Below are 14,092 nucleotides of genomic sequence, written 5' to 3'. Positions count from 1 at the left end.
CTGGTATCCGGCCGCGGGCCCCAACTCCTTGGGCTGCGGGGCCTGTTCGCCGGAGCCGGGCGCCGGGAGTGATGCGGGTCCGGCCGCCGTGGGGCGGGGAGCGGCCGGGGCGCGGCCCGCGCGACGGTAGCCTTGCGGCCCGTGACCGCAACCCTGATCTGGACCGCCGTCGCGCTTGTCGCGATCGGCCTGTACCTCAGCTGGACCGCCGGAAGGCTGGACCGGCTGCACGCACGGATCGACGCGGCCCGGGCCGCGCTCGACGCCCAACTGCTGCGGCGCGCCTCGGTCACCCAGGAACTGGCCACGTCCGGTGTCCTCGACCCGGCCGCCTCCATCGTCCTGTACGAGGCCGCGCACGCCGCCCGGCAGGCCGAGGAGGAACACCGGGAGGTCGCCGAGAGCGAACTGAGCACCGCGCTGCGCGCCGTCTTCGGCGAGACGGCCCAGGTCGAAGCCGTGAAGGAGATCCCCGGCGGCGTCGAGGCGGCGGCCGAACTGGCCGCCGCGGTGCGCCGGGTGCCGATGGCCCGGCGGTTCCACAACGACGCGGTGCGCGCGGCCCGCGCACTGCGCAGACACCGTACGGTGCGGCTGTTCCGGCTGGCCGGCCACGCGCCGTTCCCCCTCGCGTTCGAGATGGACGACGAGCCACCGGTGGCGCTCGCGGACCGCCCCGGCACCTGAGAGCGGGCCAAAACGATCCACGGGGTACTTATTGGCCCTTGCTGTGGACTGGCCCCAGGGCGTTTGCTCGGCGTTGCACCAGTCAGCGTCTTTCTCCGAGTGAGGTCGTTCCGTGTCCACGCTTCCCAGCACCCCGCAGTCCACCGACTCCCCGGCCATCGGCACCAGCCGCGTCAAGCGCGGTATGGCCGAGCAGCTCAAGGGCGGCGTGATCATGGACGTCGTCAACGCCGAGCAGGCGAAGATCGCCGAGGACGCGGGCGCCGTGGCCGTCATGGCCCTGGAGCGGGTGCCCGCCGACATCCGCAAGGACGGCGGCGTGGCCCGGATGTCCGACCCCAACATGATCGAAGAGATCATCGAGGCCGTCTCCATCCCGGTCATGGCCAAGTCGCGCATCGGCCACTTCGTCGAGGCCCAGGTCCTGCAGTCCCTCGGCGTCGACTACATCGACGAGTCCGAGGTCCTGACCCCGGCCGACGAGGTCAACCACAGCGACAAGTTCGCCTTCACGACCCCCTTCGTCTGTGGCGCCACCAACCTGGGCGAGGCCCTGCGCCGCATCGCCGAGGGTGCGGCCATGATCCGCTCGAAGGGCGAGGCCGGTACCGGCAACGTCGTCGAGGCCGTCCGTCACCTGCGCCAGATCAAGAACGAGATCGCCCGGCTGCGCGGCTACGACAACAACGAGCTGTACGCCGCCGCCAAGGAGCTCCGCGCCCCGTACGAGCTGGTCAAGGAGGTCGCCGAGCTCGGCAAGCTGCCCGTCGTCCTCTTCTCCGCGGGCGGCGTCGCCACCCCCGCCGACGCCGCGCTGATGCGCCAGCTCGGCGCCGAGGGCGTCTTCGTCGGCTCCGGCATCTTCAAGTCGGGCGACCCCGCCAAGCGCGCCGCCGCGATCGTGAAGGCCACCACCTTCTACGACGACCCGAAGATCATCGCGGACGCCTCCCGCAACCTGGGCGAGGCCATGGTCGGCATCAACTGCGACACCCTGCCCGAGACCGAGCGCTACGCCAACCGCGGCTGGTAGTCACTGATGAGCGACACCCCTGTGATCGGAGTCCTGGCTCTCCAGGGCGACGTACGGGAACACCTGATCGCCCTGGCCTCGGCTGACGCCCTGGCCAGGCCGGTCCGGCGTCCCGAGGAGCTCGCCGAGGTCGACGGTCTCGTCATTCCCGGCGGCGAATCCACCACCATGTCCAAGCTCGCCGTCCTCTTCGGCATGCTGGACCCGCTGCGTGAGCGTGTACGCGCCGGAATGCCGGTCTACGGCACCTGCGCCGGCATGATCCTGCTCGCCGACAAGATCCTCGACCCGCGCTCGGGCCAGGAAACCGTCGGCGGCATCGACATGATCGTGCGCCGCAACGCCTTCGGACGGCAGAACGAATCGTTCGAGGCGGCCGTCGAGGTCGACGGAATCGCGGACGGGCCGGTCGAAGGCGTGTTCATCCGAGCACCCTGGGTCGAATCCGTCGGAGCGCAGGCGCAGGTCATCGCCGAACACGGCGGTCACATTGTCGCCGTACGGCAGGGAAACGCCCTTGCCACGTCATTCCACCCGGAACTGACCGGAGACCACCGGGTTCACGCACTCTTCGTCGACATGGTGCGCGCAGTCCGCTGACTCGACCCCGGTAGGATCTCTCGGGTTCGGATCGATTTTGGTGACGCGAAGGAGAAGGCAGATGTCCGGCCACTCTAAATGGGCTACGACGAAGCACAAGAAGGCCGTGATTGACGCCAAGCGCGGCAAGCTCTTCGCGAAGCTGATCAAGAACATCGAGGTCGCGGCCCGCTCCGGCGGCGTGGACCCCGAAGGCAACCCGACGCTCGTCGACGCCATCCAGAAGGCGAAGAAGAGCTCCGTCCCGAACAAGAACATCGACTCCGCGGTCAAGCGCGGTGGCGGTCTCGAAGCGGGCGGCGCCGACTACGAGACGATCATGTACGAGGGCTACGGCCCGAACGGTGTCGCGGTGCTCATCGAGTGCCTCACCGACAACCGCAACCGCGCCGCGTCCGACGTACGGGTCGCGATGACCCGCAACGGCGGTTCGATGGCCGACCCGGGTTCGGTCTCGTACCTCTTCAACCGCAAGGGCGTCGTGATCGTCCCCAAGGGCGAGCTGTCCGAGGACGACGTCCTCGGTGCCGTGCTCGACGCGGGTGCCGAGGAGGTCAACGACCTCGGTGAGACGTTCGAGGTCGTCAGCGAGGCCACCGACATGGTCGCGGTCCGTACCGCGCTCCAGGACGCCGGCATCGACTACGACTCCGCCGAGGCCAACTTCCTGCCCACCATGCAGGTCGACCTCGACGAAGAGGGCGCACGCAAGATCTTCAAGCTCATCGACGCGCTGGAGGACAGCGACGACGTGCAGAACGTCTTCGCCAACTTCGACGTCTCCGACGAGGTCATGGAGAAGGTCGACGCCTGACAACCGGGCAGTCGCCGCACAGGCGCAGCCGACGGGCCGACGGGGACACACCCCGTCGGCCCGTCGCATTGTCAGTGCGAGCCGATAGCCTGCGGGAACAGTTGACCGATCGGTGAGGGGAGGGGGCGCTCCATGCGTGTACTCGGCGTGGACCCGGGGCTGACCCGCTGCGGGGTGGGAGTCGTCGAAGGCGTCGCGGGGCGGCCCCTGACGATGCTCGGTGTCGGTGTCGTCCGCACCCCCGCCGACGCGGAGCTCGGCCACCGGCTGGTAGCCATCGAGCGCGGCATCGAGGAATGGCTCGACACGCACCGGCCCGAATGCGTCGCCGTGGAGCGGGTGTTCGCCCAGCACAACGTGCGTACGGTGATGGGCACCGCCCAGGCCAGCGCGGTCGCCATGCTCTGCGCCTCGCGGCGCGGTATCCCCGTGGCCCTGCACACCCCCAGCGAGGTCAAGGCCGCCGTCACCGGCTCCGGACGTGCCGACAAGGACCAGGTGGGTGCCATGGTGACGCGGCTCCTGCGGCTCGACGCGCCCCCCAAGCCGGCCGATGCCGCCGACGCCCTCGCGCTCGCCATCTGTCACATCTGGCGGGCCCCCGCACAGAACCGGCTCCAGCAGGCCGTCGCCGCCCATCGCACCCTGAAAGGCCGTACCGCATGATCGCCTTCGTCTCAGGCCCGGTGGCCGCCCTCGCTCCGAACACGGCCGTGATCGAGGTCGGCGGCATCGGCATGGCCGTCCAGTGCACCCCGCACACCCTTGCCGGTCTACGGATCGGCAAGGACGCCAGACTGGCGACCTCCCTGGTGGTACGGGAGGACTCGCTCACGCTCTACGGCTTCACCGACGACGACGAGCGCCAGGTCTTCGAACTGCTCCAGACCGCCAGCGGCGTCGGCCCCCGGCTCGCCCAGGCCATGCTCGCCACCCACAGCCCCGACGCCCTGCGCATCGCTGTCGCCACCGGCGACGAGAAGGCGCTCACCGCCGTCTCCGGCATCGGCAAGAAGGGCGCCCAGAAGCTGCTCCTGGAGCTGAAGGACAGACTCGGGGAGCCGGTCGGCGCCCACATCGGACAGCAGGGCATCGGCACCGCGGTCACCTCGGGCTGGCGCGACCAGCTCCAGGCCGCCCTGATCGGACTCGGGTACGCGACCCGCGAGGCCGACGAGGCGGTCGCCGCCGTGACCCCGCAGGCCGAGTCCGCGATCGCCGGGGGCGCCCAGCCGCCCGTACCGCAACTGCTGCGTGCCGCACTGCAGACGCTCAACCGCGCACGCTGACCCCACGCACCACACCGGTGCCGGGCACGGCTCGGCACCGAGACACCCTAGGCGGGACTGACCGAATGAACTGGGACGAGACCGGACCCGACACCGACGAGCGCCCGCACCTCGGCGACGGGCTCGACAACGGGCTCGACGGCGGGCTCGACGACCGGCTGGTCGACGCCGGGGCGGACGGCGAGGACACCGCGGTCGAGGCGGCGCTGCGCCCCAAGGACCTCGACGAGTTCGTCGGCCAGGAGAAGGTCCGTGAGCAGCTCGATCTGGTCCTCAAGGCGGCCCGGGCCCGTGGAGCCACCGCCGACCACGTCCTGCTCTCCGGCGCCCCCGGCCTCGGCAAGACCACCCTTTCCATGATCATCGCGGCCGAGATGAACGCCCCGATCCGGATCACCTCGGGCCCCGCCATCCAGCACGCGGGCGACCTCGCGGCGATCCTGTCCTCCCTCCAGGAGGGCGAGGTCCTCTTCCTCGACGAGATCCACCGCATGTCGCGGCCCGCCGAAGAGATGCTCTACATGGCCATGGAGGACTTCCGGGTCGACGTCATCGTCGGCAAGGGCCCCGGCGCCACGGCGATCCCCCTGGAACTGCCGCCCTTCACCCTGGTCGGCGCCACCACCCGCGCCGGCCTGCTGCCGCCCCCGCTGCGCGACCGCTTCGGCTTCACCGGGCACATGGAGTTCTACGCCCCCGCCGAACTGGAGCGGGTCATCCACCGCTCCGCCCGCCTCCTCGACGTCGAGATCGACGTGGCCGGGGCCGCGGAGATCGCCGGACGCTCCCGGGGCACCCCCCGCATCGCCAACCGGCTGCTGCGCCGCGTCCGGGACTACGCCCAGGTCAAGGCCGACGGCCGGATCGATCAGGACATCGCTGCCGCGGCCCTGCGGGTGTACGAGGTCGACGCCCGCGGCCTGGACCGCCTGGACCGCGCGGTGCTCGGCGCCCTGCTGAAACTCTTCGGCGGCGGACCCGTGGGCCTCTCCACCCTCGCCGTCGCGGTGGGGGAGGAGCGCGAGACCGTCGAAGAGGTCGCCGAGCCCTTTCTCGTACGCGAGGGACTGCTGGCCAGAACCCCGCGCGGCAGGGTCGCCACCCCCGCGGCCTGGGCACATCTGGGCCTCGTTCCGCCACAGCACGGCGGAAAGGGACAACAGGGCCTGTTCGGGGCGTGAAGAATCACGGGTTGGCCTGAAGAGGAACCACGGTGCCATGCTGGGCGTTGTTCCAATGATGCGGACTCGCTTAGACTCCGCCGATGCCGCCCGTACAGGTCGGTGTACCCACCCCCGTAGACCAGGCCGCATTTCCACCGCGGTCGTGCGAAGGAATTTCCGTCCCGTGAATATCGTGACTCTCCTCCCCTTCATCGTGCTCATCGGGGCCATGTTCCTGATGACCCGGTCCGCCAAGAAGAAGCAGGCGGCGGCTGCGCAGATGCGTAACGACATGCAGCCCGGCACCGGCGTCCGGACGATCGGGGGCATGTACGCCACCGTCAAGGAGCTTCACGACGACACGGTTCTCCTCGAGGTCGCACCCGGCGTCCACGCCGTCTACGCCAAGAACTCGATCGGTGCCGTCCTCGACGACGCGGAGTACAACCGCATCGTCCACGGCGACGACGAGGACCTGAAGGTCGACGGCGCGGTCGTTCCCGACGACGCCTCCTCGCTCACCACGGACTCCGACGCCGACGCCTCGGACGACGCGAAGATCGACCTGGGCAAGAAGGCCGAGGACGCCGAGGAGAAGGACGTCGACCCGAAGGACGCCAAGGCCGACGGCGAGGGCGACACGAAGTAGTTCACGATCCGAGGACGTCGCGTGCCCACAGGTACGCGACGTCCGACGGAGCGTGCGGTCTTCTGCGGGGGCAGGTCCCCACATCACTTCGTGGCCGCTCGGGCGCGTACCCGGCGCGGGGCGGTTGGACAGGGAGAAACGAGAAGGTGGCAGCACCGAAGAAGGGCCGAGGGCCGGCGGGCGGTCAGAGCAGGCCGGGGCGTGCCCTGGTTCTGATCCTGATCGCCATGGTCGCGCTCACTGGCGGGATGTTCCTGTCCGGTCACACCACCCCCCGGCTGGGTATTGACCTGGCCGGCGGGACATCGATCACGCTCGAGGCGAAGAACCAGCCGGGCAAGCCGAACGCGATCAACAAGACCAACATGGACACCGCGGTCAGCATCATCGAGCGCCGTGTCAATGGTCTGGGTGTCTCCGAGGCGGAAGTCCAGACCCAGGGCGATCGCAACATCATCGTCAACATCCCCAAGGGAACGAACTCCAAGCAGGCGCAGGAGCAGGTCGGCACGACCGCCCAGCTCTACTTCCGGCCCGTGATCACGGTCACCGCCGGGACGCCGACGCCCACGGGTTCCGAGAGCCCTTCGGCGACCGGTTCGAGTACGCCCAAGGCCACGCCCAGTGCGAAGGCAGGCGACGAGGAGACCGCTTCCGGTTCGAAGGCCACTCCCTCATCGAGTGCCACCTCCCAGGGCCGTGCGGTGACCGACGGCCTGAAGAAGGACGGAACGCCCACCCCCGGCGCGAGCACCACGGACGCCCCGGCGTCGACCGAGCCGCCCGCCGCCGAGACGCCCGACCCGGCCACCGCCGCGCTGCAGAAGAAGTTCACCGAGCTGGACTGCACCGACAAGTCGGCCCGCGCCAAGGCCGGTGAGGGAGTCAAGCCCGAGGACCCCACGGTCGCCTGCGGCGCCGAGGGTGACGCCAAGTACATCCTCGGCCCGGCCGAGGTCTCCGGTACGGACGTCGACGACGCCAAGGCCCAGTTCGACCAGCAGCGGGGCATCTGGCTCGTCTCGATGGAGTTCACCGACAAGGGCTCCAAGAAGTTCCAGACGATCACGCAGAAGCTGTCGTCGCAGCAGCCGCCGCAGAACCAGTTCGCGATCTCGCTCGACGGCGAGGTCGTCTCGGCCCCGCAGGTGAACGAGACCCTCAGCGGCAGCGCCGAGATCTCCGGCAGCTTCACCCAGCAGTCCGCCGAGGACCTGGCCAACGTGCTCTCCTACGGTGCCCTCCCGCTGTCCTTCCAGCAGCAGAGCGTCACCACCGTGACCGCCGCCCTCGGTGACGAGCAGCTGCAGGCCGGCCTGATCGCCGGCGCCATCGGCCTCGCCCTGGTCGTCATCTACCTGGTCGCCTACTACCGCGGACTGGCGCTCATCGCGCTCCTCAGCCTCGCGGTGTCCGGCATCCTGACGTACACGATCATGTCCCTGCTCGGCCCGGCCATCGGCTTCGCGCTGAACCTGCCCGCGGTCTGTGGAGCGATCGTGGCGATCGGTATCACGGCGGACTCCTTCATCGTGTACTTCGAACGAGTCCGTGACGAGATCCGCGAGGGCCGCACGCTGCGTCCGGCCATCGAGCGCGCCTGGCCGCGTGCCCGGCGCACGATCCTGGTCTCCGACTTCGTGTCGTTCCTCGCCGCCGCGGTGCTCTTCCTCGTGACGGTCGGCAAGGTCCAGGGCTTCGCGTTCACGCTCGGCCTGACCACGCTGCTCGACGTCGTCGTGGTGTTCCTGTTCACCAAGCCCCTCATGACGCTGATGGGCCGCACGAAGTTCTTCTCCAGCGGCAACTCGTGGTCCGGGCTGGACCCGAAGCGGCTCGGTGCCAAGCCGCCGCTGCGCCGCACGCGCCGGACCAACGTCCCCACCGACCACCCGAAGGAGGCGTGAGATGTCGCGACTCGGCAATCTCGGCGCCCGGCTCTACCGTGGCGAGGTCGGTTACGACTTCATCGGCAAGCGCAAGATCTGGTACGGCGTCTCGATCCTGATCACCATCACGGCCATCGTCGGCCTGGCGGTCAGCGGCCTGAACATGGGCATCGAGTTCAAGGGCGGCGCGGTCTTCACGACCGACGAGAAGCCCAAGGTCTCGGTCTCCCAGGCCCACGAGAGCGCTGTCGAGGCCTCCGGCCACGAGGCGATCGTGCAGGAGCTCGGCAACGGCAACATGCGGATCCAGATCACCGAGGTCGGGACCGAAAAGGCCAACGAGATCAAGACCCAGCTCTCCGAGGACCTCGGAGTGCCCGAGGCGAAGATCAACGCTGACCTGGTCGGCCCCAGCTGGGGTGAGCAGATCGCCAACAAGGCGTGGACCGGTCTCGGGATCTTCATGATCCTCGTGGTGATCTACCTCGCCATCGCCTTCGAGTGGCGCATGGCCATCGCGGCCCTGGTCGCGCTGATCCACGACATCACGATCACGGTCGGCATCTACGCCCTGGTGGGCTTCGAGGTCACCCCGGGCACCGTGATCGGTCTGCTGACGATCCTCGGTTACTCCCTCTACGACACGGTCGTCGTCTTCGACAGCCTCAAGGAGGGCCAGAAGGGGATCACCAAGCAGACCCGCTGGACCTACAGCGAGGTCGCGAACCGCTCCATCAACAGCACCCTGGTCCGCTCGATCAACACGACCGTCGTCGCGCTGCTGCCCGTCGCCGGCCTGCTGTTCATCGGTGGCGGTGTCCTGGGCGCGGGCATGCTCAACGACATCTCGCTGTCGCTCTTCGTCGGCCTCGCGGCCGGTGCGTACTCCTCGATCTTCATCGCCACTCCGCTCGTCGCCGACCTCAAGGAACGCGAACCGCAGATGAAGGCCCTGAAGAAGCGGATTCTCGCCAAGCGCGCGGCAGCCGCCGCCAAGGGCGAGTCCGTCGAGGAGGAGGGCGACGACCGGCCGGAGGACGGCTTCACCGACGAAGCCGCGACCGCGGGCGCCGTCGTGGGCCAGCGTCAGCAGCCCAGGGGCCACGGCCGGACTCCGGGGAACCGTCGATGACCAGCACCACTGAATCGACGCGCGAACTGCTGCTCAGCCGCATCCGTGATGTCGCGGACTATCCGAAGCCGGGCGTGATGTTCAAGGACATCACCCCGCTGCTCGCGGACCCGGTGGCCTTCACCCTGCTGACCGACACCCTCGCGGAGCTGTGCGTACGCCACGGCGCCACCAAGATCGTCGGCCTGGAGGCGCGCGGCTTCATCCTGGCGGCACCGGTCGCGGTCCGGGCGGGCCTCGGCTTCGTACCGGTCCGCAAGGCCGGAAAGCTGCCCGGAGCCACGCTCAGCCAGGCGTACGAGCTGGAGTACGGGTCCGCGGAGATCGAGATCCACGCGGAGGACCTGTCGGCCGACGACCGGATCATGGTCATCGACGACGTCCTCGCCACCGGTGGCACCGCGGAGGCCTCGCTGGAGCTCATCCGGCGGGCCGGCGCCCAGGTCGTGGGCGTCGCGGTCCTCATGGAGCTCGGCTTCCTGCCGGGCCGCGCACGACTGGAACCGGCGCTGCGAGGCGCCCCGCTGGAGGCCCTGATCACCGTCTGACGGACGGCAGGGCCGGCCGGCGCACGACAGCCGGACACACAGGACGGGCACCCGGGAACATCCGGGTGCCCGTCCCGCGTTGTGCGAGGTCTCACGGTCCCCGGGCGTCGACGCGCCACCGGGTCGATACCATGGGGTTTCCGGGTACCCCGGTTCCGCACGAGGAGCGCTCTTGCCAGACGAGGCCCAGCCAGTCGCCGCCCCGCAGCCCGACAAGCCCGCGGCGGACCAAGCCACGCCCGGAAAGGCGCAGCCGGCCGGCACGCCGGAGCCTGCGGCGCGCGAGTCCGCGGGGAGCCCCGGGAAGGCACCAGCCGCTGACCCCGAGGCGGCCCCGCCCGGCCCCGCCGTCCCGCCGAGGCCCGCTGAAGCACCGCCGAAGCGCGCGGCAGACGCACCGGCCAAGCCCTCCGCGGACGCACCGCCGAAGCGCACGGCAGACGCACCGCCCAAGCCCCCCGCGGCTCCGGGGCCCGCGAATCCCGCGCCCCCGGCAGGGCAGGCCGCCCAGCCCCCGGCGAAGCCCGCGGCCAAGCCCGTGGTCCCGGCCGGCTCGGTGCCCCGCTCCGGCGGATCGTCCAACCGGGTGCGGGCCCGCCTGGCCCGGCTCGGCGTCCAGCGCTCCAGCCCGTACAACCCCGTGCTCGAACCGTTGCTGCGGACCGTCCGTTCCAACGATCCCAAGATCGAGTCGGCGACCCTGCGCCAGATCGAGCGCGCCTACCAGGTCGCCGAACGCTGGCACCGGGGTCAGAAGCGCAAGAGCGGCGACCCGTACATCACGCACCCGCTCGCCGTCACGACGATCCTCGCCGAGCTCGGCATGGACCCGGCCACGCTGATGGCCGGGCTGCTGCACGACACGGTCGAGGACACCGAGTACGGCCTGGACACGCTGCGCAAGGACTTCGGCGACCAGGTCGCGCTGCTGGTCGACGGCGTCACCAAGCTCGACAAGGTCAAGTTCGGCGAGGCCGCGCAGGCCGAGACCGTACGCAAGATGGTCGTCGCCATGGCGAAGGACCCCCGGGTCCTGGTCATCAAGCTCGCCGACCGCCTGCACAACATGCGCACCATGCGCTATCTCAAGCGGGAGAAGCAGGAGAAGAAGGCCCGCGAGACCCTTGAGATCTACGCGCCCCTGGCTCACCGCCTGGGCATGAACACCATCAAGTGGGAGCTGGAGGACCTCGCCTTCGCGATCCTCTACCCCAAGATGTACGACGAGATCGTCCGTCTCGTCGCGGAGCGGGCCCCCAAGCGCGACGAATACCTCGCCATAGTGACCGACGAGGTCCAGTCGGACCTCCGCGCCGCCCGCATCAAGGCCACCGTCACGGGACGGCCGAAGCACTACTACAGCGTCTACCAGAAGATGATCGTGCGAGGCCGGGACTTCGCCGAGATCTACGACCTGGTGGGTATCCGTGTACTCGTCGACACGGTCCGCGACTGTTACGCGGCCCTCGGCACCGTCCACGCGCGATGGAATCCGGTCCCCGGCCGGTTCAAGGACTACATCGCGATGCCGAAGTTCAACATGTACCAGTCGCTGCACACCACGGTGATCGGCCCCAGCGGCAAGCCCGTCGAGCTCCAGATCCGTACGTTCGACATGCACCGCCGCGCCGAGTACGGCATCGCCGCGCACTGGAAGTACAAGCAGGAGCCCTCCGCGGGTGCCTCCAAGGTCCGTACCGACGTGCCCAAGAACACCGGCCGGGGCCAGGACACCGTCAACGACATGGCGTGGCTGCGCCAGCTCCTGGACTGGCAGAAGGAGACCGAGGACCCCAGCGAGTTCCTGGAGTCCCTGCGCTTCGACCTCTCCCGCAACGAGGTCTTCGTCTTCACGCCCAAGGGCGACGTCATAGCGCTGCCCGCCGGCGCCACCCCCGTCGACTTCGCGTACGCCGTCCACACGGAGGTCGGCCACCGGACGATAGGGGCACGGGTCAACGGGCGCCTCGTACCGCTCGAATCGACCCTGGACAACGGGGACCTCGTCGAGGTCTTCACCTCCAAGGCGACCGGCGCCGGACCCTCACGGGACTGGCTCGGCTTCGTCAAGTCGCCCCGTGCCCGGAACAAGATCCGCGCCTGGTTCTCCAAGGAGCGCCGCGACGAGGCGATCGAGCAGGGCAAGGACTCCATCGCGCGCGCCATGCGCAAGCAGAACCTGCCGATCCAGCGGATTCTGACGGGAGACTCGCTGGTCACGCTCGCCCACGAGATGCGCTACCCCGACATCTCCTCGCTGTACGCGGCGATCGGCGAAGGCCATGTCGCGGCGGCGGGCGTCGTGCAGAAGCTGGTGCAGGCCCTCGGCGGCCACGACGAGGCCAACGAGGATCTGGCCGAGTCCACCCCGCCCTCCCACGGCCGCAGCAAGCGCCGCGCGAACGCCGATCCCGGTGTGGTCGTCAAGGGCGTCGAGGACGTCTGGGTCAAGCTGGCCCGCTGCTGCACCCCCGTACCGGGCGACCCGATCATCGGCTTCGTCACCCGCGGCAGTGGCGTCTCGGTGCACCGCGCCGACTGCGTCAACGTGGACTCGCTGTCCCAGCAGCCGGAGCGCATCCTCGAGGTCGAGTGGGCGCCCACCCAGTCCTCGGTCTTCCTGGTCGCCATCCAGGTCGAGGCGCTGGACCGCTCCCGCCTGCTCTCCGACGTCACCCGCGTCCTGTCCGACCAGCACGTCAACATCCTGTCCGCGGCCGTCCAGACGTCCAGGGACCGGGTGGCCACCTCGCGCTTCACCTTCGAGATGGGCGACCCGAAGCACCTCGGACACGTGCTGAAGGCAGTACGGGGCGTGGAAGGCGTCTACGACGTGTACCGGGTGACCTCGGCCCGCAGGCCGTAACCCGGGTCACCAGAGAGCACGAGAGAGGGGCTCCTGTACGTCACCTACAGGAGCCCCTCTCTCGTATCCGATGGCCGGTGTCAGCCGCTGAACTCCTCCAGGCCCTTCAGCGCCTGGTCCAGCAGTGCCTGCCGGCCCTCAAGCTCCTTGGCCAGCTTGTCGGCCCTGGCGTTGTTGCCCGAGGCGCGCGCCGTGTCGATCTGCTGGTGCAGCTTGTCGACGGCCGCCTGGAGCTGACCGGTCAGACCCGCGGCGCGCGCACGCGCCTCCGGGTTCGAGCGGCGCCACTCGTTCTCCTCGGCCTCCTGGAGCGCACGCTCCACCGCCTGCATCCGCCCCTCGACCTTCGGGCGGGCGTCACGCGGCACGTGGCCGACGGCCTCCCAGCGCTCGTTGAGGGCACGGAACGCGGCCCTGGCCGCCTTCAGGTCCTTCACCGGCACCAGCTTCTCGGCCTCGACGGCGAGCTCCTCCTTGAGCTTGAGGTTTTCGCCCTGCTCCGCGTCCCGCTCGGCGAACACTCCGCTGCGGGCCGCGAAGAACACGTCCTGCGCACCACGGAAGCGGTTCCACAGCTCCTCCTCGGACTCGCGCTGCGCCCGCCCCGCGGCCTTCCACTCGGTCATCAGGTCGCGGTAACGGGCCGCCGTCGTACCCCAGTCCGTGGACCCGGAGAGCGCCTCGGCCTCGGCGACCAGCTTCTCCTTGGCCTTACGCGCGTCCTCGCGCTGGGCGTCCAGCGCCGCGAAGTGGGCCTTGCGGCGCTTGGAGAACGCGGAACGGGCATGCGAGAAGCGGTGCCACAGCTCGTCGTCCGACTTGCGGTCGAGGCGCGGAAGCCCCTTCCAGGTGTCGACCAGAGCCCGCAGCCGCTCGCCGGCCGAGCGCCACTGCTCGCTCTGCGCCAGTTCCTCGGCCTCGACGACGAGCGCCTCCTTGGCGTGGCGCGCCTCGTCGGTCTGCTTCGCCTTCTGGACCTTGCGCTCCTCGCGCCGCGAGTCGACCGTCGCGACGAGCGCGTCCAGCCGGGTGCGCAGCGCGGCGAGGTCACCGACGGCGTGATGCTCGTCAACCTGCGTGCGCAGGTGATCGATTGCGGCCATCGCGTCCTTGGACGAGAGATCGGTGGTCTTCACCCGCCGTTCGAGGAGGCCGATTTCGACCACCAAGCCCTCGTACTTGCGCTCGAAGTAGGCCAGGGCCTCCTCGGGAGAACCGGCCTGCCACGATCCGACGACCTGCTCGCCATCGGCTGTACGCACGTACACGGTGCCCGTCTCGTCGACGCGGCCCCACGGGTCGCTGCTCACAGCGCCTCCTCCACCTGATGCCTGCGAGGGGGTTCGCCCCCCGGGCATCGTCCACAGTTTCCTGGGGCGGGCATCGCCCGCCCTGCACAACGTCAATCTAGGCGACCGGCCA

13 protein-coding genes are annotated in these 14,092 nt (G+C 69.7%); 12 read left to right on the top strand and 1 reads right to left on the bottom strand.

All coding sequences use genetic code 11. From position 1 onward, the window contains the following. Positions 1 to 141 precede the first annotated feature (141 nt). The 12 genes from AC07FA_RS21120 to AC07FA_RS21065 all read left to right on the top strand — a co-directional run bounded on the left by AC07FA_RS21120 (position 142) and on the right by AC07FA_RS21065 (position 12,670). Entirely contained in the window at positions 142 to 687 is a 546-nt protein-coding gene (locus tag AC07FA_RS21120) for a LemA family protein (protein WP_479077389.1), read from the top strand. A 112-nt stretch (positions 688 to 799) separates the two neighbouring features. Then, positions 800 to 1,720, top strand: coding sequence for a pyridoxal 5'-phosphate synthase lyase subunit PdxS (gene pdxS / locus AC07FA_RS21115; protein WP_479077388.1), 921 nt, complete (start codon positions 800 to 802; stop codon positions 1,718 to 1,720). Positions 1,721 to 1,726: 6 nt separating this feature from the next. Beyond that, complete coding sequence (pdxT, locus tag AC07FA_RS21110; RefSeq protein WP_479077387.1) at positions 1,727 to 2,320, top strand: pyridoxal 5'-phosphate synthase glutaminase subunit PdxT; 594 nt, start codon at positions 1,727 to 1,729, stop codon at positions 2,318 to 2,320. A gap of 61 nt (positions 2,321 to 2,381) precedes the next feature. Beyond that, positions 2,382 to 3,134: a YebC/PmpR family DNA-binding transcriptional regulator gene (locus AC07FA_RS21105; RefSeq protein ID WP_328909077.1), complete on the top strand. Its 753-nt coding sequence runs from the start codon at positions 2,382 to 2,384 to the stop codon at positions 3,132 to 3,134. Positions 3,135 to 3,266: 132 nt separating this feature from the next. Beyond that, positions 3,267 to 3,800, top strand: a complete 534-nt coding sequence (ruvC, locus tag AC07FA_RS21100) for a crossover junction endodeoxyribonuclease RuvC (RefSeq protein WP_479077385.1) — start codon at positions 3,267 to 3,269, stop codon at positions 3,798 to 3,800. Then, on the top strand, positions 3,797 to 4,423 hold the full coding sequence (gene ruvA / locus AC07FA_RS21095) for a Holliday junction branch migration protein RuvA (RefSeq protein WP_479077384.1): 627 nt from the start codon (positions 3,797 to 3,799) through the stop codon (positions 4,421 to 4,423). The genes ruvC and ruvA overlap by 4 nt, the downstream gene beginning before the upstream one ends. Positions 4,424 to 4,488: 65 nt before the next feature. Then, positions 4,489 to 5,604: a Holliday junction branch migration DNA helicase RuvB gene (gene ruvB / locus AC07FA_RS21090; RefSeq protein WP_479077382.1), complete on the top strand. Its 1,116-nt coding sequence runs from the start codon at positions 4,489 to 4,491 to the stop codon at positions 5,602 to 5,604. Positions 5,605 to 5,770: 166 nt separating this feature from the next. Continuing rightward, a complete protein-coding gene (gene yajC / locus AC07FA_RS21085) occupies positions 5,771 to 6,235 on the top strand; it encodes a preprotein translocase subunit YajC (protein WP_479077381.1) in 465 nt (154 codons plus the stop codon). 146 nt (positions 6,236 to 6,381) lie between these two features. Beyond that, positions 6,382 to 8,142: a protein translocase subunit SecD gene (secD, locus tag AC07FA_RS21080; protein ID WP_479077380.1), complete on the top strand. Its 1,761-nt coding sequence runs from the start codon at positions 6,382 to 6,384 to the stop codon at positions 8,140 to 8,142. 1 nt (position 8,143) lies between these two features. Beyond that, entirely contained in the window at positions 8,144 to 9,256 is a 1,113-nt protein-coding gene (gene secF, locus AC07FA_RS21075) for a protein translocase subunit SecF (RefSeq protein ID WP_479077378.1), read from the top strand. Further along, positions 9,253 to 9,804 carry an adenine phosphoribosyltransferase gene (locus AC07FA_RS21070; RefSeq protein ID WP_479077376.1) on the top strand — a complete coding sequence of 184 codons (552 nt, stop codon included), beginning with the start codon at positions 9,253 to 9,255 and terminating at the stop codon, positions 9,802 to 9,804. Before secF ends, AC07FA_RS21070 begins: the two co-directional genes overlap by 4 nt. Positions 9,805 to 10,342: 538 nt before the next feature. Beyond that, entirely contained in the window at positions 10,343 to 12,670 is a 2,328-nt protein-coding gene (locus tag AC07FA_RS21065; protein ID WP_479077784.1) for a RelA/SpoT family protein, read from the top strand. 80 nt (positions 12,671 to 12,750) lie between these two features. Here AC07FA_RS21065 and AC07FA_RS21060 read toward each other — a convergent pair whose 3' ends face one another. Continuing rightward, positions 12,751 to 13,980 (bottom strand): DUF349 domain-containing protein, encoded by a 1,230-nt coding sequence (locus tag AC07FA_RS21060; protein WP_479077375.1) that lies wholly within the window; start codon positions 13,978 to 13,980, stop codon positions 12,751 to 12,753. Positions 13,981 to 14,092: the final 112 nt, after the last annotated feature.

Source organism: Streptomyces sp. NPDC045968, assembly GCF_056430475.1.
The sequence above is the reverse complement of the archived record's forward strand: the minus strand, read 5'-3'. Positions and strand labels throughout refer to the sequence as shown.

Bases quoted from the DNA above. Each gene is read 5' to 3' on its own strand.
- ruvB (WP_479077382.1), top strand. From the start codon at position 4,489: ATGAACTGGGACGAGACCGGACCCGACACCGACGAGCGCCCGCACCTC.
- ruvA (WP_479077384.1), top strand. From the start codon at position 3,797: ATGATCGCCTTCGTCTCAGGCCCGGTGGCCGCCCTCGCTCCGAACACG.
- AC07FA_RS21105 (WP_328909077.1), top strand. From the start codon at position 2,382: ATGTCCGGCCACTCTAAATGGGCTACGACGAAGCACAAGAAGGCCGTG.
- secF (WP_479077378.1), top strand. From the start codon at position 8,144: ATGTCGCGACTCGGCAATCTCGGCGCCCGGCTCTACCGTGGCGAGGTC.
- ruvC (WP_479077385.1), top strand. From the start codon at position 3,267: ATGCGTGTACTCGGCGTGGACCCGGGGCTGACCCGCTGCGGGGTGGGA.
- pdxT (WP_479077387.1), top strand. From the start codon at position 1,727: ATGAGCGACACCCCTGTGATCGGAGTCCTGGCTCTCCAGGGCGACGTA.
- AC07FA_RS21070 (WP_479077376.1), top strand. From the start codon at position 9,253: ATGACCAGCACCACTGAATCGACGCGCGAACTGCTGCTCAGCCGCATC.